23 protein-coding genes are annotated in these 25,614 nt (G+C 72.6%); 14 read left to right on the top strand and 9 right to left on the bottom strand.

Going from position 1 to position 25,614, the window contains the following annotated elements; genetic code table 11:
• The first annotated feature begins 88 nt into the window (after window positions 1-88).
• Entirely contained in the window at window positions 89-943 is an 855-nt protein-coding gene (locus HJC40_RS25450) for a PHP domain-containing protein (RefSeq protein ID WP_250004196.1), read from the top strand.
• A gap of 141 nt (window positions 944-1,084) precedes the next feature.
• On the opposite strand, the gene HJC40_RS25445 is transcribed toward HJC40_RS25450, so the two are convergent.
• Window positions 1,085-1,981 (bottom strand): AraC family transcriptional regulator, encoded by an 897-nt coding sequence (locus HJC40_RS25445; protein WP_250004194.1) that lies wholly within the window; start codon window positions 1,979-1,981, stop codon window positions 1,085-1,087.
• Between the two features lie 204 nt (window positions 1,982-2,185).
• On the opposite strand from HJC40_RS25445, the gene HJC40_RS25440 reads away from it, so the two are divergent.
• The 6 genes from HJC40_RS25440 to HJC40_RS25415 all read left to right on the top strand — a co-directional run bounded on the left by HJC40_RS25440 (window position 2,186) and on the right by HJC40_RS25415 (window position 9,770).
• Window positions 2,186-4,999: a family 78 glycoside hydrolase catalytic domain gene (locus HJC40_RS25440; protein WP_250004192.1), complete on the top strand. Its 2,814-nt coding sequence runs from the start codon at window positions 2,186-2,188 to the stop codon at window positions 4,997-4,999.
• An 11-nt stretch (window positions 5,000-5,010) separates the two neighbouring features.
• Entirely contained in the window at window positions 5,011-6,321 is a 1,311-nt protein-coding gene (locus HJC40_RS25435) for an ABC transporter substrate-binding protein (protein ID WP_250004190.1), read from the top strand.
• A gap of 5 nt (window positions 6,322-6,326) precedes the next feature.
• On the top strand, window positions 6,327-7,253 hold the full coding sequence (locus HJC40_RS25430; protein WP_250004188.1) for a carbohydrate ABC transporter permease: 927 nt from the start codon (window positions 6,327-6,329) through the stop codon (window positions 7,251-7,253).
• Entirely contained in the window at window positions 7,250-8,101 is an 852-nt protein-coding gene (locus HJC40_RS25425; protein ID WP_250004186.1) for a carbohydrate ABC transporter permease, read from the top strand. The genes HJC40_RS25430 and HJC40_RS25425 overlap by 4 nt, the downstream gene beginning before the upstream one ends.
• Before the next feature lie 63 nt (window positions 8,102-8,164).
• Entirely contained in the window at window positions 8,165-9,136 is a 972-nt protein-coding gene (locus HJC40_RS25420) for a zinc-binding dehydrogenase (protein WP_250004184.1), read from the top strand.
• A 184-nt stretch (window positions 9,137-9,320) separates the two neighbouring features.
• Window positions 9,321-9,770, top strand: coding sequence for an HNH endonuclease (locus HJC40_RS25415; RefSeq protein ID WP_250004182.1), 450 nt, complete (start codon window positions 9,321-9,323; stop codon window positions 9,768-9,770).
• Between the two features lie 11 nt (window positions 9,771-9,781).
• Here the strand turns inward: HJC40_RS25415 and HJC40_RS25410 are convergent, their stop codons facing one another.
• Entirely contained in the window at window positions 9,782-10,159 is a 378-nt protein-coding gene (locus tag HJC40_RS25410; protein WP_250004180.1) for a DUF2255 family protein, read from the bottom strand.
• A gap of 90 nt (window positions 10,160-10,249) precedes the next feature.
• Between HJC40_RS25410 and HJC40_RS25405 the strand changes: the two genes are divergently transcribed.
• Complete coding sequence (locus HJC40_RS25405) at window positions 10,250-10,552, top strand: DUF1905 domain-containing protein (RefSeq protein ID WP_250004178.1); 303 nt, start codon at window positions 10,250-10,252, stop codon at window positions 10,550-10,552.
• Window positions 10,553-10,686: 134 nt separating this feature from the next.
• On the opposite strand, the gene HJC40_RS25400 is transcribed toward HJC40_RS25405, so the two are convergent.
• Window positions 10,687-11,010, bottom strand: coding sequence for a hypothetical protein (locus HJC40_RS25400; RefSeq protein WP_250004176.1), 324 nt, complete (start codon window positions 11,008-11,010; stop codon window positions 10,687-10,689).
• Window positions 11,011-11,095: 85 nt separating this feature from the next.
• The gene (locus tag HJC40_RS25395; protein WP_250004174.1) at window positions 11,096-11,440 is read right to left on the bottom strand and encodes a MerR family transcriptional regulator; all 345 of its coding nucleotides are present in this window, start codon (window positions 11,438-11,440) and stop codon (window positions 11,096-11,098) included.
• A 62-nt stretch (window positions 11,441-11,502) separates the two neighbouring features.
• On the opposite strand from HJC40_RS25395, the gene HJC40_RS25390 reads away from it, so the two are divergent.
• The 3 genes from HJC40_RS25390 (at window position 11,503) to HJC40_RS25380 (ending at window position 18,619) form a co-directional block, all read left to right on the top strand.
• Complete coding sequence (locus HJC40_RS25390) at window positions 11,503-12,498, top strand: 12-oxophytodienoate reductase (RefSeq protein WP_250004172.1); 996 nt, start codon at window positions 11,503-11,505, stop codon at window positions 12,496-12,498.
• 41 nt (window positions 12,499-12,539) lie between these two features.
• Window positions 12,540-17,168, top strand: a complete 4,629-nt coding sequence (locus HJC40_RS25385) for a DUF4011 domain-containing protein (protein ID WP_250004170.1) — start codon at window positions 12,540-12,542, stop codon at window positions 17,166-17,168.
• Between the two features lie 62 nt (window positions 17,169-17,230).
• Window positions 17,231-18,619 carry a WD40 repeat domain-containing protein gene (locus tag HJC40_RS25380; protein ID WP_250004168.1) on the top strand — a complete coding sequence of 463 codons (1,389 nt, stop codon included), beginning with the start codon at window positions 17,231-17,233 and terminating at the stop codon, window positions 18,617-18,619.
• A 3-nt stretch (window positions 18,620-18,622) separates the two neighbouring features.
• Here HJC40_RS25380 and HJC40_RS25375 read toward each other — a convergent pair whose 3' ends face one another.
• Together HJC40_RS25375 and HJC40_RS25370 are read right to left on the bottom strand one after the other, a co-directional pair.
• Entirely contained in the window at window positions 18,623-19,243 is a 621-nt protein-coding gene (locus tag HJC40_RS25375) for an L-threonylcarbamoyladenylate synthase (protein WP_250004166.1), read from the bottom strand.
• 70 nt (window positions 19,244-19,313) lie between these two features.
• On the bottom strand, window positions 19,314-20,273 hold the full coding sequence (locus HJC40_RS25370) for an NAD(P)-dependent oxidoreductase (RefSeq protein WP_308200946.1): 960 nt from the start codon (window positions 20,271-20,273) through the stop codon (window positions 19,314-19,316).
• 27 nt (window positions 20,274-20,300) lie between these two features.
• Here HJC40_RS25370 and HJC40_RS25365 point away from each other — a divergent pair, with 27 nt between their 5' ends.
• Window positions 20,301-20,873 (top strand): dihydrofolate reductase family protein, encoded by a 573-nt coding sequence (locus tag HJC40_RS25365; protein ID WP_250004164.1) that lies wholly within the window; start codon window positions 20,301-20,303, stop codon window positions 20,871-20,873.
• Here HJC40_RS25365 and HJC40_RS25360 read toward each other — a convergent pair.
• A complete protein-coding gene (locus tag HJC40_RS25360) occupies window positions 20,858-21,565 on the bottom strand; it encodes a helix-turn-helix domain-containing protein (protein ID WP_250004163.1) in 708 nt (235 codons plus the stop codon). The two genes, HJC40_RS25365 and HJC40_RS25360, sit on opposite strands and share 16 nt — an antisense overlap.
• Before the next feature lie 27 nt (window positions 21,566-21,592).
• Window positions 21,593-23,014: a peptide MFS transporter gene (locus tag HJC40_RS25355; protein WP_250004162.1), complete on the bottom strand. Its 1,422-nt coding sequence runs from the start codon at window positions 23,012-23,014 to the stop codon at window positions 21,593-21,595.
• A 58-nt stretch (window positions 23,015-23,072) separates the two neighbouring features.
• On the opposite strand from HJC40_RS25355, the gene HJC40_RS25350 reads away from it, so the two are divergent.
• Window positions 23,073-24,500 carry an NAD-dependent succinate-semialdehyde dehydrogenase gene (locus HJC40_RS25350; protein ID WP_250004161.1) on the top strand — a complete coding sequence of 476 codons (1,428 nt, stop codon included), beginning with the start codon at window positions 23,073-23,075 and terminating at the stop codon, window positions 24,498-24,500.
• Here HJC40_RS25350 and HJC40_RS25345 read toward each other — a convergent pair.
• Complete coding sequence (locus HJC40_RS25345) at window positions 24,490-24,717, bottom strand: GNAT family N-acetyltransferase (RefSeq protein ID WP_250004160.1); 228 nt, start codon at window positions 24,715-24,717, stop codon at window positions 24,490-24,492. The two genes, HJC40_RS25350 and HJC40_RS25345, sit on opposite strands and share 11 nt — an antisense overlap.
• A gap of 172 nt (window positions 24,718-24,889) precedes the next feature.
• Between HJC40_RS25345 and HJC40_RS25340 the strand changes: the two genes are divergently transcribed.
• Window positions 24,890-25,612 (top strand): class I SAM-dependent methyltransferase, encoded by a 723-nt coding sequence (locus tag HJC40_RS25340; RefSeq protein ID WP_250004159.1) that lies wholly within the window; start codon window positions 24,890-24,892, stop codon window positions 25,610-25,612.
• The last annotated feature ends 2 nt before the right edge of the window (window positions 25,613-25,614 follow it).

Genomic DNA, 25,614 nt, shown 5'->3' with positions numbered 1-25,614 from the left:
GCGTCTCGAGTTCGCAGATCGAGTACGACGACATCCTCCTCAACCGGATGGACATGCAGCCGGGTTGTCGGTTGTCGAGGGCCGGGGTGTGGCTGACATTCTTGAGGCCATGCTGCCCACCGACGGACATGTGCACACCGAATGGTCCTGGGACTGCGAACCCGGTGACATGGAGGCCACCTGCGCGCGGGCGCTGGCCATCGGCTTGCCGGCTGTTGCGTTCACCGAGCACCTCGACTTCACCGTCTGGACCGATGTGGAACCGGCGCCGGACGCCCCCGCGAAGGTCACCGACCTGATCACCGAGGACGGGACGCTGGCCCCGCCCCCGCTGGACGTCGATGGCTATCTGGCATGTGCGCAGCGGTGCCGGGAGCAATTTCCCGACCTGGTGATCCTCACCGGGGTGGAGGTCGGCGAGCCGCACTGGCATCGGGATCAGGTTGCCGCGGTGCTCGCGGCGGGGCAGTTCGACCGCGTACTCGGCTCGTTGCACACCCTGCCTCTGGGCGCCGGACTCAATGAGCCGGGCGAGCACTTCGCGCGACGCCCGGCCGCGGAGGTGGTTCGCGAGTACCTGGCCGAGATCGCTCGGCTGGTGGCCGGATCCACGGACTTCGAAGCGCTTGCCCACATCGACTTCGTCACCCGGTACTGGCCCGCGGCCGCGGGGCCGTTCGACGCCGCGGACTTCGAGGAGGATTTCCGGCAGGCGCTGACGGCGGTTGCGGCCGCCGGCCTGGCGCTGGAGGTCAACACGAATCGGCGGCCCTTCCCGGAGGTCGTGCGGTGGTGGCGAGAGGCCGGCGGCGAGGTGGTCACGTTCGGCAGCGACGCGCACCATCCCGGCGGCGTCGGTCTCGGCTTCGCGGAAGCAGTCGCCATGGTCGAGGCGCTGGGCTTCCGTCCCGGCCGACACCCGTACGACAAGTGGTACGCCTGACGCGCGGCGGGTTGCCAGCTCAGGTGCCCTGATCCGCCGCCGACAAAGTCGACCCGGGCCTCATCCCCGAGAGCGGGGACGCGCCGTCCTGAGGCCGGGGAGATCGAAGGAGACTCGGATGACCCCGGCGGGAACCCGCGTTCAGTGTTTGAGGGCGACCGTGAAACGGGTGCGGTAGACCGACGCGCTCAGGCCGTAGTGGGACTTGAAGCGGCGGGCGAAGTAGTTCTGGTCGGGCCAGCCCACCGACTCGCCGATGCGGTTGATGGGCTGGTCGGTGTGCAGCAGGCGGGACGCGGCCAGTTCGACGCGGAAGCGGGACAGGTAGGCCATCGGCGGCAGGCCTGTGGCCGATTTGAACAGGCGGACCAGGTAGCCGGGGGCCAGGTGCAGCTCGGCGGCCAGTTCAGTGAGCGACCACTGGTGGGCCGGGCGGTCCTCGAGCATGCGCATCGCGTCGAGCACGGCCGGGTGGGCGCCGGCCGCACCGCCGGCGATCTGGTCGGTCTCGGCGGCCACGCGGGCCAGGCCGCTCAGGAACAGCATCAACCGGCCGACCAGGTCGCCGCGGTAGTCGCCGGGCGGCAGCGTGCGCAGCTTCTGCAGGCCGTCCAGGTGCTCGAGACAGCCGACCAGGGCGTCGTCGTGCAGGTGGGTGTAGAGGATGCCGCGGCGCTGACCGGAATACGGGCCGGTCCACAACAGGTGGCCCAGGTGCGGGTCCTGCCTCGTCCAGGCCAGCTCGCGTTGCAACAGCTCGGGGGAGAAGCAGCAGTTGTACAGGTCGAGCCGCCGGCAGTTCTCGTAGCCGTGCCACACGCCGGGCCGCAGCAGCACCGCGTCGCCCACCTGGAGCTCCTGGCGGCCGGCCAGGCTGTGGTGGACCCCCGACCCGCCCATCACGACGGCGATCTCGACGAAGCTGTGCGTGTGCACGGGATGGGTGTCCTCGTGCAGGTAGTGACCGGCGTAGGCCACCGAACCGTCGATGAAGTGCAGCAACGTCCGGGTGTTCTCGACCGGGGGGTCTTCGGCCATGCCCCACCGTAGGCCCCAGGTGAATTTCGTGCTAGCTCCGGTTCACCACGGGCTATGTCGTGGGCCACACCGAAACAGAGGATCGGGGGCACGGCGAAACCTTCTCGCCACGAAAGCGAAACACAGCGATCGTCCTCCCGCCGCGCCTGCTCTTGAATCGTTTCAGCGGTGGTTGGCGATCCGTGACGCCCGCACAGGAGAGACATGCCGGACATCGCGCCACCCACTTCGCTCCGCTTCGACCACCACCCTGCGCCGGTGCTCGGCCTCGGCACCGCCAACCCACGCCTCTCCTGGCAGGTGCCGGCCGCCCCCGCGGGCTACGTCCAGACCCGGTACGCGATCGAGATCACCCGCGGCCGCGGGCAAGCCCCCGCCGGCCTCGCCACGACCGAGGTGTTCGAGGTCGTCTCCGGTGACCAGGTGCTCGTGCCGTGGCCCGGCGCGCCGCTGGAGTCGCGGGAGGCGGTCACCGTACGGGTGCGGGCCGGCGACGACGGCGGCTGGAGCGACTGGAGCGAGCCCGCCACCGCCGAGGCCGGCCTGCTCGACCCGGCCGACTGGACCGCCCGCTTCGTCAGCCCGGCCGAGATCGGCGCCTGGGGTCAGCCGTCGCCGATCCTCACCGGCACGATCGAGCTGCCCGCGAACGTCACCCGGGCCCGCCTGTACGCCACCGCGCACGGTCTCTACGAGGCCCGGCTCAACGGCGAGCGGGTCGGCGACGAGCAGCTGGCCCCGGGCTGGACCGCCTACCAGCACCGGCTGCGCTACCGGTCGCACGATGTCACCGGCCTGGTCGCCGAGGGCGTCAACCGCCTCGAGGTGCAGCTGGGCAACGGCTGGTTCCGGGGCTACCTCGGCTTCCGCCACCAGCACAGCCTCTACGGCGACCGGCTGGCGCTGCTCGCCCAGCTCGAGGTCGAGACCGCCGACGGCCGGGTGCTCCTGCTCGCCACCGACGGCACGTGGACCGCCCGCGAGGGCAGCATCCTCGACGACGACCTCTACAACGGTCAGCGCACCGACCTGCGCCGGGAGCCCGGACCACAGACCCCGGTCGACGTGCTCGACGCCGACCTGGCGCTGCTGGTCGCCCCGGACGGCCCGCCCGTCCGGGCCACGCAGGTGCTGCCCGCCGTCGCCGTCACCACGTCGCCGTCCGGCCGGACCTTGGTCGACTTCGGGCAGAACCTGGTCGGCTGGGTCCGCCTGACCGTCCGGGGCGCGCGGTCCGGTCAGGCTGTGGTGATCCGCCACGCCGAGGTGCTCGAGGACGGCGAGCTCGGCGTTCGCCCGCTGCGCAGCGCCCGCGCCACCGACGAGTGGGTCCTGGCCGGCCCGGAGCAGGTCGTTCTCGAGCCCGGCCTGACGTTCCACGGCTTCCGGTACGCCGAGGTGACCGGCGTCGACGACCTGCGCGCAGCCGACGTCGAGGCCGTCGTGGTCGGCAGCGACCTGCGCCGCACCGGCTGGTTCGACTCGTCGCACGCGTTGCTCAACCGCTTCCACGAGAACGTGGTCTGGGGCATGCGGGGCAACTTCGTCGACGTGCCGACCGACTGCCCGCAACGCGACGAGCGGCTCGGCTGGACCGGCGACATCCAGGTCTTCTCGCCCACCGCGTCGTTCCTGTTCGACACGGCCGGCTTTCTCGGCAACTGGCTCGCCGACCTGGCCGCCGAGCAGCAGAAGGACGGCTCGGTCCCGCACGTCGTCCCCGATGTGATCCGGCAGCCCGGCCCGGCCGCCGCGGCCTGGGGCGACGCCGCCGCGATCGTGCCCTGGGTGGTCTACCAGCGCACCGGCGACGCCGGGCTGCTCGAGCGGCAGCTGCCCAGCATGCGCGCGTGGGTCGACCGGATCGCCGGGCTGGCCGGCCCGGACCTGCTCTGGTCCGGCGGCTTCCAGTTCGGCGACTGGCTCGACCCGGCCGCCCCGCCCCAGGACCCGTTCCGGGCCCAGGCCGACCCGGACGTCGTCGCCACCGCCCACCTGGCCCGCTCGGCCGGCATCGTGGCCCGGGCCGCCCTCGCGGTCGGCGACGGCGACGTGGCCCGCGAGTACGGCGAGCTGGCCGAGCGGGTGCGGGCCGCGTTCGCCCGCGAGTACGTGACCGGCGGCGGCCGGGTGCTCAGCGACGCCCCGACCGCGTACGCGCTGGCGCTGCGGTGGGCGCTGCTGCCCACCGAGGAGCAGCGCCGCGCCGCGGGGGAGCGGCTCGCCGACCTCGTCCGCTCGTCGGGGTTCCGGATCAGCACCGGTTTCGTCGGCACGCCGCTGATGACCGACGCGCTGGCCGACGCCGGCCGGCCCGACCTGGCGTACCGGCTGCTGCTGCAGACCGGGGTGCCGAGCTGGCTCTACCCGGTGACGATGGGCGCCACCACGATCTGGGAGCGCTGGGACAGCATGCTCCCGGACGGCTCGATCAACCCGGGCGAGATGACCTCGTTCAACCACTACGCGCTCGGGGCGGTGGCCGACTGGCTGCACCGCCGCGTGGCCGGCCTCGCGCCCGGTGAGCCCGGCTACCGCCGGATCGACGTGCGGCCGTTGCCCGACCGGCAGCTCACCCACGCCTCGGCCCGGCACCTCACCCCGTACGGGGAAGCCTCGGTCGCCTGGCGGCGGGACGGCGGTGAGCTGCGGCTCGAGGTGGTGGTGCCGGTCGGCGCGACCGCCACGGTGCACGTGCCGGGGCGCGATCAGCCGGTCGGCGTCGGCCACGGCCGGCACGAGTGGGTGCTCGAGGACCCGTACGCCGGGGAAGCCGCCAGGCCCGCCGAGCCGACCATCCGGCAGCTCATGGACCACGCGCCGAGCTGGGCGAAGCTGGTGGCCGCGGCCCGCGAGGCGGGCGTCGCGGGCGGCGAGGCCGACCTGGCCGACCGGCTCGGGCGCTATCTGGACGCGCCCGCGACCCAGTTCGCCGACGCCGCGACCGCGCACGGCTTCATCCCCGGTGGCGATCAGCTGGCCGCCCGCCTGACCTCGCTTCTCTCGTCCGACAGATAAGGAAGTTCCCCATGACACGACGTCACATAGCGCTCGCCGTGCTGTCCGCCGCCACCCTGGCCCTGGGCGCGTGCAGCGCCGGCGACCTGGGCAGCAGCGACGACGAGGGCGGCGGCAAGGTCACCCTGTCGTTCCTGGCCGACAACCAGCCCGAGACGGTCAAGATGGCCGAGGGGCTGGCCAAGGACTTCACCGCCAAGAACCCCGACATCACGATCACCGTCGAGACCCGGCCGCAGGGCACCGAGGGCGACAACATCGTCAAGACCCGGCTCTCCACCGGCGACATGACCGACATGTTCATGTACAACTCGGGCTCGCTCATGCAGGCGCTGGCGCCGCAGAAGAACCTCACCCCGGTGGACGACTTCGCCGGTCAGCTCGACGACAACTTCAAGAAGTCGGTCGGCTCGGACGGCAAGATCTACGGCGTGCCCTTCGGTAACTACATGGCCGGCGCGATGCTCTACAACAAGGACGTGTACGACAAGAACGGCCTGAAGGTCCCGGCCACCTGGGACGAGTTCATGGCCAACAACGCCAAGCTCAAGGCGGCCGGCGTCGACCCGGTCATCCAGACCTACGGCGAGACCTGGACCTCGCAGCTGTTCATCCTCGGCGACTACCACAACGTCGAGGCGGCCAGTCCCGGCTGGGCCGATCAATACACCAAGAATCAGGCCAAGTACGCGACCACGCCCGCCGCCAAGGCCGGCTTCGACCACCTGCAGCAGGTGCACGACGCGGGCTACGTCAACAAGGACTTCGCCTCGGCCAAGCTGACCGACGGGCTCACCAAGCTGGCCAAGGGGCAGGGCGCGCAGTACCCGATCCTGTCGGCCATGGTCAGCCAGCTGATCGCCGACAACCCCGGCAGCGAGAACAAGATCGGCCTGTTCGCCATCCCCGGCGCCGACGCCGCGAAGAACGGCCTGACCGTGTGGGCGCCCAACGGCCTCTACATCCCGGCCAGCACCACGGGGGCCAAGCTCGACGCGGCCAAGAAGTTCCTCGGCTTCGTGGCCGGCCCCGAGGGTTGCGAGTCGCTCGGCCGGGCGACTCAGCCGACCGGGCCGTACGCGGTCACCGGTTGCAAGCTGCCCGACTCGGTGCCGCAGGCGGTCAAGGACATGCAGACCTACATCGACAAGCAGGGCGCCTCGAGCCTGGCGCTGGAGTTCCTCTCCCCGGTCAAGGGCCCGGCGCTCGAGCAGATCTGCGTCGAGGTCGGCTCCGGCATCCGCAAGGCGGACGCCGCCGCCGAGCTCTACGACGAGGACGTCAAGAAGCAGGCCCAGCAGCTCGGTCTCGAGGGCTGGTAGGCCCGGTGGCGACCGACACTGTCCGGCGGGCGGCCCGGGAGCGTGCGAACGCGTCCGGGCCGGCCCCGGCCGGCCGCAAGCGCAGCCCGTACCCGAGCTGGTTCTACCTGCCGGCGGCCATCGTGTACGCGGTGCTGTTCCTCGTGCCCACCGTGACGTCGTTCTATTTCAGCCTGACGCGCTGGAGCATCTTCGACTCGCAGTTCATCGGGTTCGACAACTACGTCACGTTCTTCCGGGAACCGGCGCTGGTCTCGGGCCTGTGGCACACCGTGGTCTACGCGGTGGTCACCTCGGGTCTCAAGGTCGTGCTCGGCCTCGGCCTGGCCGTGCTGCTCACCTCGCAGATCGTCGGCCGCGGCTACCTGCGCTCGGTCGTGTTCTTCCCGGTGCTGGTCAGCACGATCGGGGTCGGCCTGACCTTCACGATCCTCCTGGACCCCGAGGAGGGCCTGATCAACGAGTCGCTGGCCCTGATCGGCATCCAGGGGCCGGGCTGGCTCACCGACCCCAGCTACGCGCTGATGTCGGTCGCCCTGGTCGACGTGTGGAAAGGCGTCGGCCTGGCCACGCTCATCTACATCGCCGGCATCGTGTCGATCCCGCAGGAGTACTTCGAGGCGGCTCGCGTCGACGGCGCGACGGCCTGGCAGAACTTCGTGAAGATCGTGCTACCGCTGGCCCGTCCGGCGACGTTCACGGTCATCCTGCTGTCGCTGATCGGCGGGCTGCGCTCGTTCGACCTGATCTGGGCGATGACCCGCGGCGGGCCGGGCTTCACCTCGGACGTGATCGCGTCGGTGATCTACAAGCAGTACCAGGCCGGCTTCTACGGCCTGTCGACCGCCGGCAACGTGGTGCTGTTCCTGCTGGTCACGGCGATCATCTTCCCGTTGTCGCGCTACCTGAACTCCAAGGAGGTGGACCTGTGACGGCCGCCGTGACCACGCGCCGCAAGCCCCGCGGAAACATCGCGCTGAGCGTGGTGGCGATCCTCTTGTCCGTCGTGGTGTTCCTGGTGCCGTTCGCCTTCATCCTGCTCACCGCGGTGAAGAGCCGGCAGGAGGCGTCGCGGCTCGACTTCTCGTGGCCCACGCAGTTCCAGTTCGTGCAGAACTTCGTCGACGTGGTGCAGGCCCGCGACTACATGCTGATCATCGCCTTCATCAACAGCACGATCCTCACGGTGGCCTCGGTGGCCATCCTCGTGGTGCTGTCGGCGATGGTGGCCTTCGTGCTGCAGCGCCGCCGCACCCGGTGGACCGGCCTGATCAACTTCCTGGTGCTCTCGGGTCTGATCATCCCGCCGGCCGTCGTACCGACGATCTGGGTGCTGCAGAGGCTGGGGCTGTTCCGGACGATGCCCGGGCTCATCCTGATCGAGGTGGCGTTCGGGCTGTCGTTCTGCATCCTGCTCTTCCGGGCGTTCATCGCCACGATCCCGCGCGAGCTCGACGAGGCGGCGGTCATCGACGGCGCCGGGCCCCTGCGGCTGTTCTTCCGGGTGATCCTGCCGCTGCTCCGGTCGGTCATCATCACGGTCGTCGTCGTGCAGTCGGTGACCGTCTTCAACGACTTCGTCAACCCGCTGTACTTCCTGCCCGGCGACCAGAACGCCACGGTCCAGCTGACGCTCTACAACTTCTCCAGCGCCTACTCGACCCAGTACAACCTGCTCTTCATGGACATCCTGCTGATCACCGTCCCGCCGCTGATCATGTTCCTGTTCTTCAACAAGCGCATCGTGGCCGGCATGACCGCGGGCGCCGTCAAGGGATAGGGGAGAGACTGGGGGTCGCGCTGTTGCCTCAGCGCGGCCCCCTCGTACCGCACGGAGGTCAGCATGCTCGTGTCCCGCCTTCACGCCGCCGGTGACGTACGGCTGTCCGAGGAGGAGCAGCCGCAACCGGCCGGCCCGCAGGAGCGGCTCGTCGAGGTGACCTCGGTCGGGATCTGCGGGTCCGATCTGCACTGGTTCACCGAGGGCGGGATCGGCGATGCCGTGCCGGGCCGGCCGCTGGTGCTGGGTCACGAGATGGCCGGGGTCATCCGCGGCGGGGCCGACGACGGCGTACGGGTCGCGATCGACCCGGCCGTCCCGTGCCACCACTGCGAGCCCTGTCTCGACGGCTACCCCAACCTGTGCCTGAACATCGTCTTCGCCGGGCACGGGTCCACCGACGGCGGGCTGCGCCAGCTCATGGCCTGGCCGGCGAACCGTCTGCACCGGCTGCCCGACACCGTCACCGATGACGACGGCGCCCTGCTCGAGCCGCTCGGGGTGGCCGTGCACGCGTACGACCTCGCGCACGTGCGGATGGCCTCCACGGTGGCGGTCGTCGGGTGCGGGCCGATCGGCCTGCTGCTCGTGCAGCTCGCGCTGCGCGGCGGGGCCACCCGGGTGGTCGCCGCCGAGCCGCTGCCGCACCGGATGGCGGTCGCCGCGCGCCTCGGGGCGGTCCCGCTCACGGACGAGGGCGTCGCCGATGTGGTCTTCGAAGTCTCCGGCTCCCCGGCGGCGGTCGAGGCGGCGCTGCGGGCGGCCAAGCCCGGCGCCCGGGTCGTGCTCGTCGGCATCCCCGACGGCGACACCACGACGTTCAGCGCGTCGATCGCCCGCCGCAAGGGGCTGACACTGGTGCTGGCCCGCCGGATGGGTGAGGTCTACCCGCGTGCGATCGCGCTGGCCTCGCAGAAGCTGGTCGACCTGGGCTCGCTCGTGTCCGACACGTTCCCGCTGTCGGCGGTGTCGGACGCCCTCGGGACGGCCGCCGCGCGTACCGGTCTCAAGGTGGTCGTCCACCCCAACGGTTAATCCATTGTCCCGGTGGCGGGCCGGACCCTACCGTAGAGATCACCAACAGGTCGGGGGAGAAACGGATGCTCTGTCTCATGTCGCACGGTGGCTCGGCCGCCGTGCGCCCCGACCGCATATCCGGGCGGCGCTGACCCTTCACCGGCAGCGCCTCCCGGGCTGATGTCCACAGGGAGGTGACCCGGTGAGTGATGTGCTGGTGCTCAACGCCGACCTGGGGCCGCTGCACCGGGTCAGCCTGCGGCACGCCGTACGGATGCTGGTGCGGCAGGTCGCCGAGGTGCACGAGTCCCGCCCCGACGGCGTGATCGGGGTCTGGCCGGTGCCCACCGTGGTGCGCCTGGTCTCGTACGTCGTCACCCGCTGGCGGCACAGCCGGGGCCCGTCCTGGTCGCGGGCCGGTGTGCTGGCCCGCGACGGCCGGCGCTGCGCCTACTGCGGGCGCGCGGCCTCGACCATCGACCACGTGCTGCCCCGCTCGCGAGGCGGCGCCAACAGCTGGCTCAACACCGTCGCCGCCTGCTACCCGTGCAACCAGCGCAAGGGCAACCGCACCCCGGCCGAGGCCCGGATGCCCCTGCGCGCGGTCCCGGTCACCCCGACCTGGACGTCGTTCGCCGTCCAGCGGTCCTGAGGGTCCCCGGGTCAGCTGTCCTGAGGTATCAGGGCCAGGGTCGCCTCGGCGGCCTTGGCCCCGACCACCGGGTCGACGTACTTGGGTCCATAGTGGTCGTACTTCTCGTGGTACACGCGGTCGATCGGTCCGGGGTCGGCCGCGCTCGCATCGGCGAAGGTGACGTCGCGCTCGACGCCGCCGGCGCGGATGCGGCCGGCGCCCGCGGCGCGGGCACGGCGGAACCAGCCGTTCTCCGTGCCGTAGGCCGAGCGCACATAGAGCTGATCGCCGGCCCGGACGACCCAGATCGTCACGTAGGGCCGCAGCGTCCCGTCGTCCCGCCGCGACGCGATCTCCAGCTCGTCGGCCCCGCCGATCCTCGCCAGCTCATCGGAGTTCCAAGCCATGAGGCCTCCTCAGGAGTGTCGTCCCCACGCTACTTCGCGGCTCGCGGCTCGCGGCGGCCAAGTGTCAGACCCTCGTGCCATGCTCGGGCCATGGTCGTCGACTTCGATAGCGAATTGTGGCTGTGGGCAGCGCGCAAGACGGAAAGCTGGACGTTCGTCAGTCTGCCGGTCGAGGCGTCCGACGAGATCCGCGACCGGACCGAGGGGTTGCGGCGCGGCTTCGGGTCGGTGCGCGTGAAGGCCTCGGTGGGCACCAGTCACTGGCAGACGTCGATCTTTCCGGGCGGCGGTGACGGGGCCTACGTCCTGCCGATCAAGCGGGCCGTCCGTCAGGCGCAGAAGCTCGAGGTCGGCGACGTGGCCACCGTCTCGGTCGAGCTGATCGATCTGTAGCCGGGCCGCTCCGGGCGCCGGCACGCTCGCCGCTTTGTGCCCCGGCGCGCGCTGGCGCGGCGCGCCGGGGCCGCTTCCAGGGCGCGCCCGTCCGAAGCCGGGGGACAACGGACGGACGGCCCTAGCTGGGGGTCCTACCAGGGACGGCGCTTCTTGTAGTGGCCGTGGTGGCGGTAGTGACCGTGGTGCTTGTAATGACCGTGATGCCCGTACGCAGGCGGCGGCCCGTAGGCGCCGTGACCGTAGCCCGGCCCGTAGCCGCCCTGGCCGTAGCCCGGCCCGTAGCCGCCCTGGCCGTACGCGCCGGGGTGGTGGCCGTGGCCCTGCGAGCGGGCGATCCGGTTGTTCACCTCGCGCAGGAGCCCGTTGGCGACAGCGTTGTGTCCGCCATGGTGAGCCCGCTTCTGCAACTTCGACGCGAGCATCGACAGCAGGAACCTCTTGACGGAACCGCTCAATGTGACCTCCTCGGCTGGTACCTACCACGGTAGGTCGCCAAGTCCAGTGCAGGCTGTGACGCGACTGGCGATTTCCTGAGACCGGCTACGACACGCGGTAGCGCTCGACCAGATCGGCCAGGATGTCACGCGTACGGTGCAGGTCCTCGATCTGCCGGTTCACCCGATCGAGTTCCGAGGTCAGCCGGTCGGCCAGCCACGGCGTCCGGATCGCCTCGTTGCTGATGCAGGGCAGCACATCGGTGATGGTCGTGCTGGTGAGCCCGGCCGCCAGCAGCGCCTGGATCAGCGACACCCGCTCGACCGCCGACTCCGGGTAGTGGCGCTGACCGCCACCGCTGCGGGTGCTGGACAGCAGCCCCTGCTCCTCGTAGTAGCGCAGCGACCGGGCGCTCGCGCCGGTCACCGCGGACAGGTCGCCGATCCTCATCGGAGCATCCTTCCTCACCGGGACTTGACCCTCACACTGATGTCAAGTTTTAGCCTGACCGCATGACCACCACAACCGCTCTCGTCGAGCCGGTCACCGTCGCCGGCTTGTCGTTGACCAGCCCCTTCGTCATGGCCCCGATGACGCGCGAGCGTTCGCCCCACGGCGTGCCGACGCCCGAGGTCGCGGCCTACTACCGCCGCCGGGCCGAGAACGGGGTGGGCCTGATCATCACCGAGGGCGTGCTCGTCGACCACCCGAGCGCCGGTCACCAGCGCGACGTGCCGCGGCTCACCGAGGGCGCGGCCGAGGCCGGCTGGCGCCTCGTCACCGCCGAGGTGCACGCGGCCGGCGGACGGATCGCCGCTCAGCTGTGGCACCTGGGCAGCCAGCGGGAACCGGCCCTGTGGACGCCGGGGACCATGTCCGGCGGTGACTTCGAGACCCTCCTGCGGGCGTACGCCGACGCGGCCCGGGTAGCCGTCCGGGCCGGCTTCGACGCGATCGAGGTGCACGCCGCGCACGGCTACCTGCTCGACGAGTTCCTGTGGCCGGTCACCAACCCGGGCGGCCACCACCGCGACTTCCCGGCCGAGGTGGTCCGGGCCGTCCGCGCCGAGATCCCCGCGTGCATGCCGCTGATCGTCCGGTTCTCCCAGTTCAAGGAGCGCGACTTCGGCGCCCGCATCGCCGCGACGCCGGCCGAGCTGGGCGTGATCCTGGACGGCTTCCGGGTGGCCGGCGCCGATGTCCTGCACGCTTCCCAGCGCCGCTTCTGGGAGCCGGCGTTCGAGGGCAGCGACCGGAACCTGGCCGGCTGGGCCCGGCACCTCACCGGCCTGCCGTCGATCACCGTCGGCTCGATCGGGCTGACCCGCGACTTCGCCGGCTCCGACCGGATGCGCGAGCTCCTCGACCGGCGGGCCCGCGGCGAGTACGACCTGATGGCGCTCGGCCGGGTGCTGCTCGGCAACCCGGCGTGGGTGCGACTGGCCGAGGCGGGCCGCTTCGACGAGATCCGCGACTACCGCAAGGCCGATGAAGAGCATTACGCCTGAATCCCAGCGGGACCGCTGCTCGGCTTGGTGCAATTGGGGCTATGGGTGCCGAAACGCCGAGAGCCGCCGTCCGCGCCTGGCGTGACGGCCTGGTCAACCTCGACGCCGGCAACCGCCTGCTCAACCTGCGCCCCGGCGCCGGAAGCCTGGAGATCGCCGGACCGGCCGCCCCCGACATCCTCGCCGCGCTCCGGGGCGGACGGCCGTTCGGGTTCCTCCCCGGCGGGGCCAAGCCCGCGCCCGGCTGCCTGTTCCGCACCGGCCTGACCCCGGTCGTGCTGGGCACGACACTGCGGCGCCTGCTCCGCCGGTCCCGTCAGGAACTCCTCGACCGCGGCGTGGCCACCCTGCACCTGGCGATCGGTTCGCTGCGGTGGCGCGACGAGGAGGGCGCGGCGTTCACCAGCCCGGTCCTGCTGGTGCCGGTCGAGCTGACCACGCGCGGCCCGGGTGATCAGCCCCGGTTGCTGGGGCGCGACGACGACCCGGTGGTGAACCCGGCGCTGGCCCTGCGGCTGCGCCGGATGGGCATCACGATGCCCCGGCTGGACGGGGTGGCCGAGCTCGACGCACGGGGCTATCTGGAGGCGTTGAGCGCGGCGGTGAGCAATCGGGGCTGGCCGGTCGACGAGGGCGTGCTGCTGGCCTGCTTCAGCTTCCACAAGGAGGCCATGTACCGCGATCTGCTCGACAACGAGTCGCGCATCGTGGCCCACCCGCTGGTGCGGGCCCTCGCCGGCGAGCCTGGCGTCCTGACTGGAGGGCGTGTCGAGCGGCGTGTCGCCGAGAATGGCACGGTCGCGGTGGACGGCGACGAGTTGCCGCTGGTGCTCGACGCGGATGCCACCCAGCGGGCCTGCGTGGAAGCGGCGCTGTCCGGGCAGAGCTTCGTGCTCGACGGGCCGCCCGGCACCGGCAAGTCCCAGACGATCGCCAACCTGATCGGCTGCCTGCTGCACGCCGGCAAGCGCGTCCTGTTCGTCTCCGAGAAGGCCGCCGCCCTCGACGTCGTGCGCAACCGGCTGGCCGCCGCGGGCCTGGAGCCCTACCTGCTGGAACTGCACAGCCACAAGGCGACCCGCAAAGAGGTGGCCCGCGCCCTCACCGACGCCCTGGCCGCTCCGGCACCGAGCACGCCCGCCGCGCCGGAACAGGCCGAGCCGGACGGTGTGGTCGACCGCAACCGGCTGAGGGAGGTGCGGGACCGGCTGGACGCCTACGCCATCGCCATGAACGAGCGCCGGGAACCTCTCGGCCGCTCCCTCCACGAGGTGCTGGGGGACTGCGCGCGTCTCGGTGATCAGCCGGAACTGCTCCTCCCGGCCGACGCGCACGCCCTCACCCCGGACAGCCTGCGGCGCACGCTCGAGGCCGCCGAGGAGCTCGGCCGGTGCCGTCGCGCGGCGGTCACCGACCGCCCCGTCTGGCGTGAGGTGACCGAGCCGCGACCTCTCCGGGACACGCTGCACCGGGCCACCGCCGCCCTTCGCGCCTTGCGGGACGAGACCGAGGCGTACGCGCACGTGGCCGAGGCGTACGCCCTAAGTCGCCCGGCCGACGCCGTGGCCCTCGCCGCGCTGGTCACCCACCTGGCCCACCGGCCGCCCGCGGTGGACGACGCCTGGCTGACCGCGCCCGGCCTGGAGCCGATCGAGCGCGCCGCCGAACGCCGGGGCCGCCTGCTGGCCGACGCCGACAAGGCCCGCGCGGCCGTGCGCGTCGCCGCCGGCGTCGAGTGGCACGAACTGCCCGACCGGGACCTGCCCGCCCTCGACCAGGGCACGCTCACCGCGGCCGCCGCCGACCTGGCCGCCCGCCGTGCCACGGCGGAGGCCGACGCCCTCGACGAGCTGCGCGTGGCGGCCGGTCCGGTCGCCGCCCGCCTCGGCCTGCCCGCCCCGGTCACCTTCGCCGATCTGGCCCGCTTCGCGGCGCTGGCCGAGCTGGCCGGGCGCGGCAACCGGCCCGAGCCGTACTGGTTCGGGCCGGGGGTGCTCGCCGGGGTCGCCGACGCGGCCGCGGTGCTGCACCGGTGCGCCGCCGACGTGGCCGTGTCCGGGGCGGAGTGCCGGCGCTGGTTCTTCGACGCGATCGTGGACGAGCCGGTGGAGCAGCTCGCCGACCGGCTCACCCACGAGCACCGCGGGCTGCGCAAGCTGCTTCCCGCGTACCGCCGGGACTGGGACGCCGTGGCCGCTCACGCGTTGCCGACGGTGCCGCCGGCCGAGGCCGTCGCCCACCTCGGCGCGGCCGTGGCCTGGCAACGGGCGCTGCGGGAGCGGGCCGCGGCCGAGCGCCGGTACGCGCCGCTGCTCGGCCGCTACCGGCGGGGCGAGGCCGCGATCGACGAGGCGCTGCGGACCGCCGGCGACCTGCTGAGGCTGAGCCCGCCCGAGGCCCGGCCGGCCGTGGCCGACCAGATCTGCCGGCCCGCGCCCGACCCCGCCCTGGTCCGGCTGGGCGCCCGGGCCCGCACGCTCGCCGCCTGGGGGCCGCCGGCCGCCACGCTGCTCGGCGCCGCGGCCGAGCGGCGGGCCCAGGCCGGACCCTTCGCCGAGGCGGCCGCGGTGCTGCCGGAGTTCGGCCGGGCCACCGGACGGCCGATCGATCTGGCCGAGGCGCGGCGCCTGGCCGGTCTGCGCCGCGCCGCCGCCGACCGCGAGGCCGCCCTCACCGCCGACGCCGGCGCGACCGCAGCCGCCCTGGGGCCCGCCGCCGTGGACGCCGGCGACCTGGTCGACGCGGTGGCCTGGGCCAAGGTGGCCCGCCGGCTGGGCTCCGGAGCGGACGCGCCGCTGACCGGTGCGCAGGCCGGCCTGCGCGTCGACGGCGCCGGTGAGCTGGCCGGACGCGTACGGGAATGGGTCGACGCCCGGGAAGCCGTCGTCGCGGCCTTCGCCCCGGGCCGCAGGGCCGAGCTGGCCGCCGAGCTCGACGACTACGACGGGGACCTGCTGACGCGGTTGCTCGACGACGAGACCGGCCAGGACGAGTGGCTCGGTTACCAGCACGCCCGGGACATCCTCGGCGACGCCGCCGTCGCGTCCGGCCTCGAGCTGCCGGCCGGGCAGATCGGCCCGGCCGTCGAGCGGGCGCTGCTCACCGCCTGGGGCGACGCCGTCATCCGCGACGACGAGCGGTTGCGTCCCGTCGGCGGCCCCGAGCACGACCGCCTCGTCGAGGAGTTCCGCCGTCTCGACGCCGCCCTGACGCGGGAGGCGCCCGCCGCCATCGGCGCGGCGATCGAGGCCCGCCGGTCGCCGGTGCCCGACGAGGTCGCGCTGCTGCGGCGCGAGGGCATGAAACAGTCCCGGCACCTGCCGGTCCGGGAGCTGATCGACCGCGCCCGCACGACGGTGCAGTCGGCCAAGCCGTGTTTCCTGATGTCCCCGCTCGCCGTCAGCCAGTATCTGCCGCCCGACCTGACCTTCGACGTGGTGATCTTCGACGAGGCGTCGCAGATCGCCCCGGCCGACGCGGTCAACTGCGTCTACCGCGCGACGTCGCTGATCGCCGCGGGCGACGACCGTCAGCTGCCGCCGACCTCGTTCTTCTCGACGCGGGCCGAGGCGGACGACGGCACCGACGTCAACGACTTCCAGTCCGTGCTCGAACTGGCCGAGGGCTGCGGCGCCTTCCCCGTCCTCCGCCTCGGCCGGCACTACCGCAGCCGCCACGAGGCGCTGATCGCGTTCGCCAACCACCGCTTCTATCAGGGTCGCCTGCTCACGTTCCCGGGAGCGGACGCCGACCCGGAGAACGGCGTCGAGTTCGTCCCGGCCGCGGGGGTCTATCGCCGCGGCGGCGCGCGGGACAACCCGGAGGAGGCCGAGAAGGTGGCCCAGCGCATCGTCACCTGCCTGACCACCCGGCCCGAGCTGTCGCTGGGGGTGGTGACGTTCTCGGTGGCCCAGGCCGAGGCGATCGAGTCGGCTGTCGAGCGGGCCGCCACCCGTCACCCGGGCCTCGAGCGGCTGCTGGGCGGCGACCGGCTCACCGGGTTCTTCGTCAAGAGCCTCGAGTCGGTGCAGGGCGACGAGCGCGACGTGATGATCTTCTCGGTCGGGTACGGCCGCGACGAGCACGGCCGGATCAGCAGCAACTTCGGCGCGCTCAACCAGCCCAACGGCTGGCGCCGGCTCAATGTCGCGATCACCCGGGCCCGGCGCCGCGTCGAGATCATCTCGTCGGTCCGCTCGCGGGACATCCCGGAGTCGCCCAATCCCGGTGTACGCCTCCTGGCCGCGTACCTCGATTTCGCCGAGCGCGGCCTCACCGCCGTGCAGCCCCGGCCCGTCGCCCCCGGCCCGCTCGCGGCGGCGGTGCTGGCGACCGTGCGGTCGTGGGGGTACGACGCGCAGGCCGGCGTGGGCGGCGACGGCTACCGCATCGACGTCGGCGTGCGCCACCCCACGCCCGGCCGTGGCTACCTGCTCGGCATCGAGTGCGACGGACCGCTCTACGGCTCGCTGGGCGCGGCCCGCGACCGCGACCGGCTCAGCGCCGAGATCCTCACCGGACTGGGCTGGCGGCTGCACCGCGTGTGGGGCACGGCGTGGCACCGCGACCGGGCCGGGGAGGAGAAGCGGTTGCGTGAGGCGATCGATCAGGCGGTCGGCCCGCTGCCCGCCCGGCGACCGGGGCTGCTGCGGCTGCTGCCCGTCTCCTGACCGAACGCTCAGGACCGATTACGGTATTGACTCGTTGCGCGTTGGTGTCCAGCATATGTCGCGTGACAACAGGGAGCGCTCCGGCGCCGGCCGCGCCGGTCAACTGCGTTGCGTTCCGGGCCGACGGCCGGCGGCTGGCCAGTGGCACCCAGGCGGGCGCGGTGACCGTCGTGGAAACCAGCGACCCCTCGCGGCCCCAGACCGTGACCGAATTTGCCCATGAGTCGGCGGTGCTGGCCGCGGCCTGGAATCCGGGCGCCTCCGATCTGCTGGCCATCGGCTCGGCCGACGGCGCGGCCGCGGTCTGGCGGGTCGTCGACGACCGTCCGCCGTACCTCATGAACGTTCTCGGCGGTCACCCCGCCGCGGTCACCGGTGTCTCCTGGATGCCCGACGGTCAGCATCTGCTCTGCCGGCTGGCCGACGGCCGCGCGGCCGTGTGGCACGCTTTCGGCCCGACCTACCTGGGCGAGATCGAGGACTGCGTCGGCCTCGACGTGAGCAGCGCCGGCCTGGTGGCGACCGTGGGCCGCAGCGGCTTCGTGGCCGTCCGCGACCTCGCCCAGGACCGGGTCCCGCTGGCCGGTCGCGCGGCGCCCGCCGTCGAGGCGTGCGCGTGGTCGCCGGACGCCTCGACGCTGGCCCTGGCCCGCCGCGACGGCGCCATCGAGCTGCGCAACGCCCACCTCGACCCGATCCGGACGATCCGCGCCGGGGACGCCCCGCTGCGCTCGATCACCTGGTCGACCGACGGCCGGCACGTGCTCGCGGGCGCGTACGACGGCGCCGTGTTCGCCATCGACCCGTCGAGCCGTCCGGTGTGGCGGCTCACCGACCCGACGATCCGCACCCGCTCGCTGGCCGTCGGGGGCCCGGTGCTGGCCACCGCCACGTTCGCCGGGCGGCCCTACCTGCTCGACGCCACCTCGGGCACCTCGCTCACGCCCGGCCTGTCGCTGCCCGCGCTGCCCGCCCCGACCCGGCCGTTCCGCGACGGCGTGCTGGCCGCCGAGGGCCGCGTCGTCACCGCCGGCCCGCCGGGCGACCGCCGGGTCGTCGTCGAGCACGACCTGCGGGTCGGCGCGATCGACGCGCTGGCCGACCGGGTCGTCGTCTCGGCTGCCCACCAGGCCGTCCGGGTGGCCCGGCTCGACCCGGCGACCTACGAGGTGGAGCGGGGCATCACGCTGCGCGCGCCCGAACCGGTGCGCACGGTGGCCCTGCTCGGCACGGCCGAGACGACCGTGGTGGTCGCCGCGTCGTACGAGTTCCGCCTCTACTCCTGGACGGTCGACTGGACCGGCCCGCCGGTGGGGCCGACGACGGCCGGCGAGTTCGGCGCGGGCATCGCCGCCCTGCAACGCCTCGACGAGCAGCGCCTCACCGCCACCGACCACCGCGGTCAGCTGGCCATCCTCGCCCTGGGCGCCGACGGCGCGCTGTCTTCCTGAGGCTCAGGCGAAGCGGGACGGGTCGCCGGCCCCCACCCGCAGGATCTCGGGCTCACCGCCGGAAAGGTCGACGACGGTCGTGGGCTCGACGCCGCCCTCGCCCGAGTCGACCACCGCGTCGACCGCGTGGTCGAGGGCCTCCTTGATCTCCCAGCCCATCGTCATCGGCTCGTCCTGGCCGGGCAGCAACAGGGTGCTCGACACCAGCGGCTCGCCCATCTCGGCCAGCAGGGCCTGGGCCACGACGTGGTCGGGGATGCGCGCGCCGACCGTCTTCTTCTTCGGGTGCAGCAACCGCCGCGGCACCTCCTTGGTGGCGGGCAGAATGAACGTGTACGGACCCGGGGTCGCCGACTTGACCAGCCGGAAAGCCGCGTTGTTGATCTGCACGAACTGGCCCAGCTGCGCGAAGTCGCGGCACATCAGCGTGAAGTGGTGCCGGTCGTCGAGGTGCCGGATCTCGCGGATGCGGTCCAGCCCGTCCTTGTTGCCCATCCGGCAGCCGAGCGCGAAGCACGAGTCGGTCGGATAGGCGATCAGCCCGTCCGCCCGGACGATGTCGGCCACCTGCCGGATCGAACGGGCCTGCGGATTGTCCGGGTGCACATCAAAGTACTTCGCCACCAGCGCAGCTTAGGGCGTGCCGGGTGGATCGCGTGGGCGCCGCAGCCCGGCGTGACCCACCAGATACGTCCTATTTCGCCGGCTCCCGGAAGGCGTGGACCACCGCCGCCATGTCCGCCTCGGCGTGACCGCGGGCGGCGGCCGACGCGTACAGGTCGCGGCAGGTGTCGAGCAGCGGCGACGCGATGCCCCGGCGGCGCGCGGCCGCGACGATGAGCTCGTTGTTCTTGAGCACGTCGTGGATCGCCGCCTGCACCTCGAAGTCGGCGTCGACCAGCTTGCCGGCCTTGCCCCGCGAGACGGCGCTGGCCATCGGCCCCGCGTCGAGCACCTGCCGCAGCAGCCCGGCGTCCAGCCCGTGCCCCTCGGCGAAATGGAAGGCCTCGGCCAGCCCGGTGACCATACTGATCAGGAAGGTGTTGACCGCCAGCTTCATGAGCAGCGCGCCGGGAACGGCCCCGCAGTCGACCACCTGCCGGCACATCGGCGCGAGCAGCGGCCGTACGCGGGACAGGTCCTCCGGGTCTCCGGCGATCATGGCGATGAGCTCGCCCGCCCGGGCCGGCCCGCGGGAGCCGGAGACCGGAGCCTCGACGTAGCGCCCGCCCGCGGCCTCCACCCGGGCACCCAGCCCGGCCGAGTACTCGGGGCTGGTCGTGCCCATGTGGACGACCAGCTTGCCGGGGAGGGCAGCCGGGAGCACGGCGTCGACGGCCTGCTCGGTCGCCAGCATGAGGAACACGGTGCCGGCCCGGTCGAACACCTCATCCGGCCCGGCGGCCCGGGTGGCGCCCGCCGGCGTGTCCCCGCGATCCGTACGACTCCAGACGATCAGGTCGGTGCCGGCCGCCGCGAGGTTGGCCGCCATCGGCCGTCCCATCACGCCGAGCCCGATGAAACCCACGGTCATGCCGCTCACCGTAAAGCCGGCGCCCGCACCGCCGAGGGGCCAATCCGCGGCTCGTGGCCCCAGGCCGCCGATGTCGTTTTCGTCCAAGACGGCCGCAGGCTCGTTTCTTAGTCTGGTCACGTCACCCCGCACTGGAGGAGTTGCAAGATGCGCGAGCTTGTCTACACCGCTTTCACGTCGCTCGACGGCGTCGTGGATTCGCCCGGCGGCCCGGTCGAGGGCCACCGCAGCGGCGGCTGGGTCTTCAAGGACATCGAGTTCCTGCCGGAGGTGTATTCGCTCAAGTCGGAGGAGCTCGAGGAGACCTCGGCGCTCATGTTCGGCCGGACGAGTTACGAGGCGTTCGCGCCCTTCTGGCGCGATTCGGAGGACCACGTCGCCTACAAGGACCTGCCCAAGTACGTCGTCTCGACCACGCTGCCCGAGGACGCCGTCGTCGAGGGGTGGGGCGCGACGACGATCCTGCGCTCCACCGACGAGGTCGCCGAGCTGAAGAAGGGCGAGGGCGGCGCGATCTTCATCCACGGCAGCGCCGAGCTGGCCCGCCGGCTGTCCGAGGCCGGTCTGATCGACCGCTACCACCTGCTGGTCTTCCCGGTGCTGCTGGGCGCGGGCAAGAGCCTGTTCAGCCGGGCCGACAACGACAAGCGGCGGCTGACGCTGCGGTCGTCCGAGGCGTACAAGAACGGTGTCCTGAAGGTGATCTACGACGTCGGCTGATCCAGGTCGAGGGCGATCGGACCGGCGGCGCCCCCGCGCAGCTGCGCCGCCGTCCGCCCGACGTACCGGCGCAGCGCGCGGGCCAGATGCGGTTCGTCGAAGTAGTCGAGCCCGGTGACCACATCGGCGACCTGGTCGCCCCGGGCCAGCAGCGTCGACGCCCGGCGGGCGCGCTCGATCTGCCGGACGGTGCCCTGGGCCAGCCCGGTCGCCGCGCGGAAGCGGCGCTCGACCGTGCGGGCCGAGACATCGGGACTCTGGCCCCGGCGCACCCCGGTGACGAGCGGGTCGCGGACCACGGCGCCGGCGCGGACGAGCCGGGCGACCAGAGCCTCGGCGTCGTCCGGGCCGGGGGTATCCCAGCGGGCGCCGTCCAGCCGGAACGACGTCCGGGTGGTGTCGGGCAGTTCCAGCCCGCCGTCGACCAGGGACGACGCCGGCAGCACCCGCAGCGACGTCCCCACGGCGAAGTCGATGCCGACGAAGGCGGCGCCCTCCGGGACCGGCGCCACGCCGGTCGCGGTCTCCGGTCCGGTGACACTGGCGTACGCCCGGCCGTCCCAGCGCCAGAACACCAGACCCCAGCACGCGGTGGCGACGGAGGTCATCTCGGCGACCCGCTCACTGGTGCAGGTCCAGACCGTCTCGACCCACGGCGAATCCGACCGGCGCGTGGAGAACCGCAGTTCCATCCGGCCGAGATTACCCGCCGCCGCGCGTCACCTCACCCCGCCCATCAGGCGGCGCAGCCGGGGCGCCAGAGCCAGCAGCGCGCCGCCCAGCACGATGGCGATCGCGCCCAGGATGCCGAAGTACGGGACCTCGTGGTCCTCGCTGTAGTAGCCGGCCAGCGTGCCCGACAGGGCCGTGCCCAGGGCTACCGAGAGGAAGAAGAGCGCGACCATCTGCGTCCGGAAGGCCTCGGGAGCCAGCTTGGTCGTCAGCGACAGGCCGACGGGGGAGAGCAGCAGCTCGGCGATCGTGAAGACCAGCAGGATGCCGGTCAGCCCGAGCAGCGGCACGCTCGCCGTGCCCGCGAACGGCAGGAACAGCAGGAAGGCCAGACCCATGATGGCGGTGCCGGCGGCGAACTTCACCGGGGTGGACGGCTGGCGGTCCCCGAGGCGGGTCCAGATCGCCGCGAAGACCCCGGACAGGATGATGATGAAGACCGGGTTGATCGACTGGACCCAGGAGACCGGCATCTCCCAGCCGAACAGATTCCGGTCGAGCCGCTTGTCCGAATAGATCGTGACCACCGTGAACTGCTGCTGGTAGAGCGACCAGAACGCGGCGCTGGCGATGAACATCGGGATGAAGGCCAGCACCCGCCGCCGCTCGACGTCGCTGATCCGGTGGCTGGAGAGGATCACCACGAAGTAGGCGATCGCGGCCAGGATGCTGAGCGCCACGACGATGTTCGACAGCCAATCGGCCCGGACCACCCCGGTCAGCGCGAGCAGCGCCACGACCACGACCACGAGGGCGGCCACGCCGAACACCAGCGGGCGGCGCGAGGCGGGCAGGGGGTTGGCGATCTCGTGCGCCTCCGGGGGCAGGCCCTTGCGGCCGACGGCGTACTGGATCAGGCCGATGGCCATGCCCACCGCGGCCAGGCCGAAGCCCCAGTGGAAGCCGGCCTCCGACTGCAGCAGGCCGGTGAGCAGCGGCCCGGCGAACGCGCCGAGGTTGATGCCGAGGTAGAAGATCGAGAAACCGGCGTCGCGGCGCTCGTCGCCCGGCTCGTAGAGCAGGCCGACGAGGGTGGTCGCGGTCGCCTTCACACCGCCGCTGCCCAGCGCGACCAGCACCAGACCGGCCGCCACACCGGGGATGCCGGGGAGGACGGCCAGCGCGATGTGCCCGGCCATCACCAGGACAGCGCTGCCGAACAGCACCCTCTCGGGCCCGTAGAGCCGGTCGGACAGCCACGCGCCGATCACCGTGGCGAGATAGACCGAGCCCCCGTACGCCCCGACGATGCTGGTGGCGGTGCCCTCGTCGATGCCCAGGCCGCCGCGGGACGCCTCGTAGTACAGGTAGATCAGCAGAATGCCCTGCATGCCGTAGAACGAGAACCGTTCCCACAGCTCCACGCCGAAGAGGTTGGCGAGAGGCCGGGGCTGCCCGAAGAACGTCATGCGGCCCGGCGTACCCACAACCATGGCGGTGAAAAGCGACGTGGACCATGCTGGGGACGTGGAAACTGAACTCTTCATCGGCGGCAAGTGGGTCCCCGCATCGTCCGGGAACCGTTTCGACGTTCTGGACCCGGCCACCGGCGACGTGCTCGCCTCGGTGGCCGACGGCGGCGAGAGCGACGCGATCGCCGCGGTCGACGCGGCCGCGGCGGCCGGGCCGGCCTGGGCGGCCACCCCGCCGCGGGTGCGTGGTGAGGCCCTGCGCCGGGCCTGGGAGCTGATGACCGAGCGGGCCGACGAGCTCGCCAAGCTGATCAGCCTGGAGAACGGCAAGGCCCTGGTCGACGCCAAGGGCGAGGTGACGTACGCGGCCGAGTTCTTCCGCTGGTTCGCCGAGGAGGCCGTCCGCGGGGCGGGCGAGTTCGCGACCGCCCCGTCCGGGGCCAACCGCATCCTGGTCACCCGCCAGCCGGTCGGCGTCTGCGTGCTGGTCACGCCGTGGAACTTCCCGGCCGCGATGGCCACCCGCAAGATCGGTCCGGCGCTCGCGGCCGGCTGCACGGTCGTGCTCAAGCCGGCCAGCGACACCCCGCTCACGGCGCTGGCCATGGCCGCGATCCTGGCCGAGGCGGGCGTACCCGCCGGCGTGGTCAACGTGCTGCCGTCGCGCAGCTCGGGCAAGGTCGTCGGCCGGATGCTCCGGGACGCCCGCGTCCGCAAGCTGTCCTTCACCGGGTCGACCGAGGTCGGCCGCCTGCTGCTCGCGCAGGCGGCCGAGGGCGTGGTGAACACGTCGATGGAGCTGGGCGGCAACGCGCCGTTCCTGGTCTTCGCCGACGCCGACCTCGACGCGGCCATCGAGGGCGCGATGATCGCCAAGATGCGCAACGGCGGCGAGGCCTGCACCGCGGCCAACCGGTTCTACGTCGAGTCGTCGATCGCCGCCGACTTCTCCCAGCGGCTGGCCGCGCGCATGTCGCAGCTGCGGGTGGGTCCCGGCACCGAGGAGTCGACGCAGGTCGGCCCGCTGGTCAACGAGGACACCGTGGCCAAGGTCGACTCCCTGGTCCGGGCGGCGCTGGAGGACGGGGCCAAGGCCGAGACCGGTGGCGCCCGCCCCGCCGGTGCCGGCTTCTACTACCCGCCGACCGTGCTCACCGGTGTCGCGTCCGACGCGGCCATCCTGCGCGAGGAGATCTTCGGCCCGGTCGCGCCGATCGTCACGTTCACCGGCGAGGACGAGGCCGTGCGGCTGGCCAACGACACCGAGTACGGCCTGGTGGCGTACGTCTACACGAGCGACCTGTCCCGCGGCCTGCGGGTCAGCGAGGCGATCGAGGCCGGCATGGTCGGCCTCAACCGTGGCCTGGTCAGCGACCCGGCGGCGCCCTTCGGCGGGGTCAAGCAGAGCGGCATCGGACGCGAGGGCGGCCACGAGGGCCTGCTCGAGTACCTCGAGTCGAAGTACATCGCCGTCAACTGGTGAGGCTCTTGCCCATCCGCACGATCGGGACGGGGGCGCCCCCACGGGCGTCCTCGATCCGTTCCACTTCGACGAAGCCGTAACTGCGGTACAGCGGCTCGCCCGCCAGGGTCGCCATCAGCTCCAGCCGCGTGTACCCGGCGGCCGCGGCCGCGCGCTCGCACAGCCCGAGGATCATCCGGCCCACCCCGCGCCGCACGAAGGCCGGATGGGTGTACATGGCGCGCGCTGCTGCGGATCTGCTCGTCGGTCAGGAACTCCTTCGACAACTCGGCGATCGCCCGGTCGATCAGGTCCCGCAACACTTCCACGTCGTCGCGCGTGGCCGGCCTGCTGCTCAGTGACATCCCGGCATTGTCGCCCGGACCGCGCCCGGCCGGTACGCTCGGCCGGTGTTCTCGCCCCGGGGTCCGTCGCTGCGTGAGCTGACCGTGCAGGCGCTGTCGTCGGTCGAGCGCGGCTACGACCTGCTGGCCCCCAAGTTCGACCACACCCCCTTCCGGACGCCGGCGAGCGTGCTCGACGCCACCGTCGAGGCGTTGTCCGGGCTCGGCCCGTTCGAGGCCGGCCTCGACGTCTGCTGCGGCACCGGCGCCGGTCTGACGGTGCTCGAGCCGTTGTGCGAGGGCCGCCGCACGGGCGTGGACTTCAGCGCCGGCATGCTCGCGCAGGCCCGGGCGGCCCACCCGGGCGCCACGCTGGTGCGGGCCGACGCCCGGGCGCTGCCCTTCGCCGACGGGTTCGACCTCGCGGTGTCCTTCGGCGCGCTCGGGCACTTCCTGCCGGCCGAGCGGCCCGCGCTCTTCGACGGCATCCGCCGGGCGCTGCGTCCCGGCGGGCTCTTCGCGCTGGTCGTCGGCGTGCCGCCGCCGCTGACCTCGCCGGCGCACTGGGTGACGCTGGGCTTCGACGTGGTCATGCGGGTCCGCAACGCGGTGTGGCGCCCGCCGTTCGTCATGTACTACCGGACCAGCCCGATCCCGGCGCTGCGGGCCGACCTGACCGCGGCCGGCTTCACCGTACGCTCGGCCCCGCTGCCCGTCGCCGCCCGCGTCCTCGACGGCGGCCCCCGCTTCGAGCTCCTCCTCGCCCGCAAGCCGGCCGCGGCGCCCTGACA

The organism is Actinoplanes sp. M2I2 (genome assembly GCF_023544445.1).
GTDB lineage: Bacteria > Actinomycetota > Actinomycetes > Mycobacteriales > Micromonosporaceae > Actinoplanes.
Note: the sequence above shows the minus strand (reverse complement) of the source record. Positions and strands in the feature narration are given on the sequence as shown.

Bases quoted from the DNA above. Each gene is read 5' to 3' on its own strand.
- HJC40_RS25410 (WP_250004180.1), bottom strand. From the start codon at position 10,159: ATGGCTTGGAACTCCGATGAGCTGGCGAGGATCGGCGGGGCCGACGAG.
- HJC40_RS25435 (WP_250004190.1), top strand. From the start codon at position 5,011: ATGACACGACGTCACATAGCGCTCGCCGTGCTGTCCGCCGCCACCCTG.
- HJC40_RS25345 (WP_250004160.1), bottom strand. From the start codon at position 24,717: ATGTACACCCATCCGGCCTTCGTGCGGCGCGGGGTGGGCCGGATGATC.
- HJC40_RS25395 (WP_250004174.1), bottom strand. From the start codon at position 11,440: ATGAGGATCGGCGACCTGTCCGCGGTGACCGGCGCGAGCGCCCGGTCG.
- HJC40_RS25385 (WP_250004170.1), top strand. From the start codon at position 12,540: ATGGGTGCCGAAACGCCGAGAGCCGCCGTCCGCGCCTGGCGTGACGGC.
- HJC40_RS25390 (WP_250004172.1), top strand. From the start codon at position 11,503: ATGACCACCACAACCGCTCTCGTCGAGCCGGTCACCGTCGCCGGCTTG.
- HJC40_RS25420 (WP_250004184.1), top strand. From the start codon at position 8,165: ATGCTCGTGTCCCGCCTTCACGCCGCCGGTGACGTACGGCTGTCCGAG.
- HJC40_RS25405 (WP_250004178.1), top strand. From the start codon at position 10,250: ATGGTCGTCGACTTCGATAGCGAATTGTGGCTGTGGGCAGCGCGCAAG.
- HJC40_RS25365 (WP_250004164.1), top strand. From the start codon at position 20,301: ATGCGCGAGCTTGTCTACACCGCTTTCACGTCGCTCGACGGCGTCGTG.
- HJC40_RS25445 (WP_250004194.1), bottom strand. From the start codon at position 1,981: ATGGCCGAAGACCCCCCGGTCGAGAACACCCGGACGTTGCTGCACTTC.
- HJC40_RS25440 (WP_250004192.1), top strand. From the start codon at position 2,186: ATGCCGGACATCGCGCCACCCACTTCGCTCCGCTTCGACCACCACCCT.
- HJC40_RS25360 (WP_250004163.1), bottom strand. From the start codon at position 21,565: ATGGAACTGCGGTTCTCCACGCGCCGGTCGGATTCGCCGTGGGTCGAG.
- HJC40_RS25355 (WP_250004162.1), bottom strand. From the start codon at position 23,014: ATGACGTTCTTCGGGCAGCCCCGGCCTCTCGCCAACCTCTTCGGCGTG.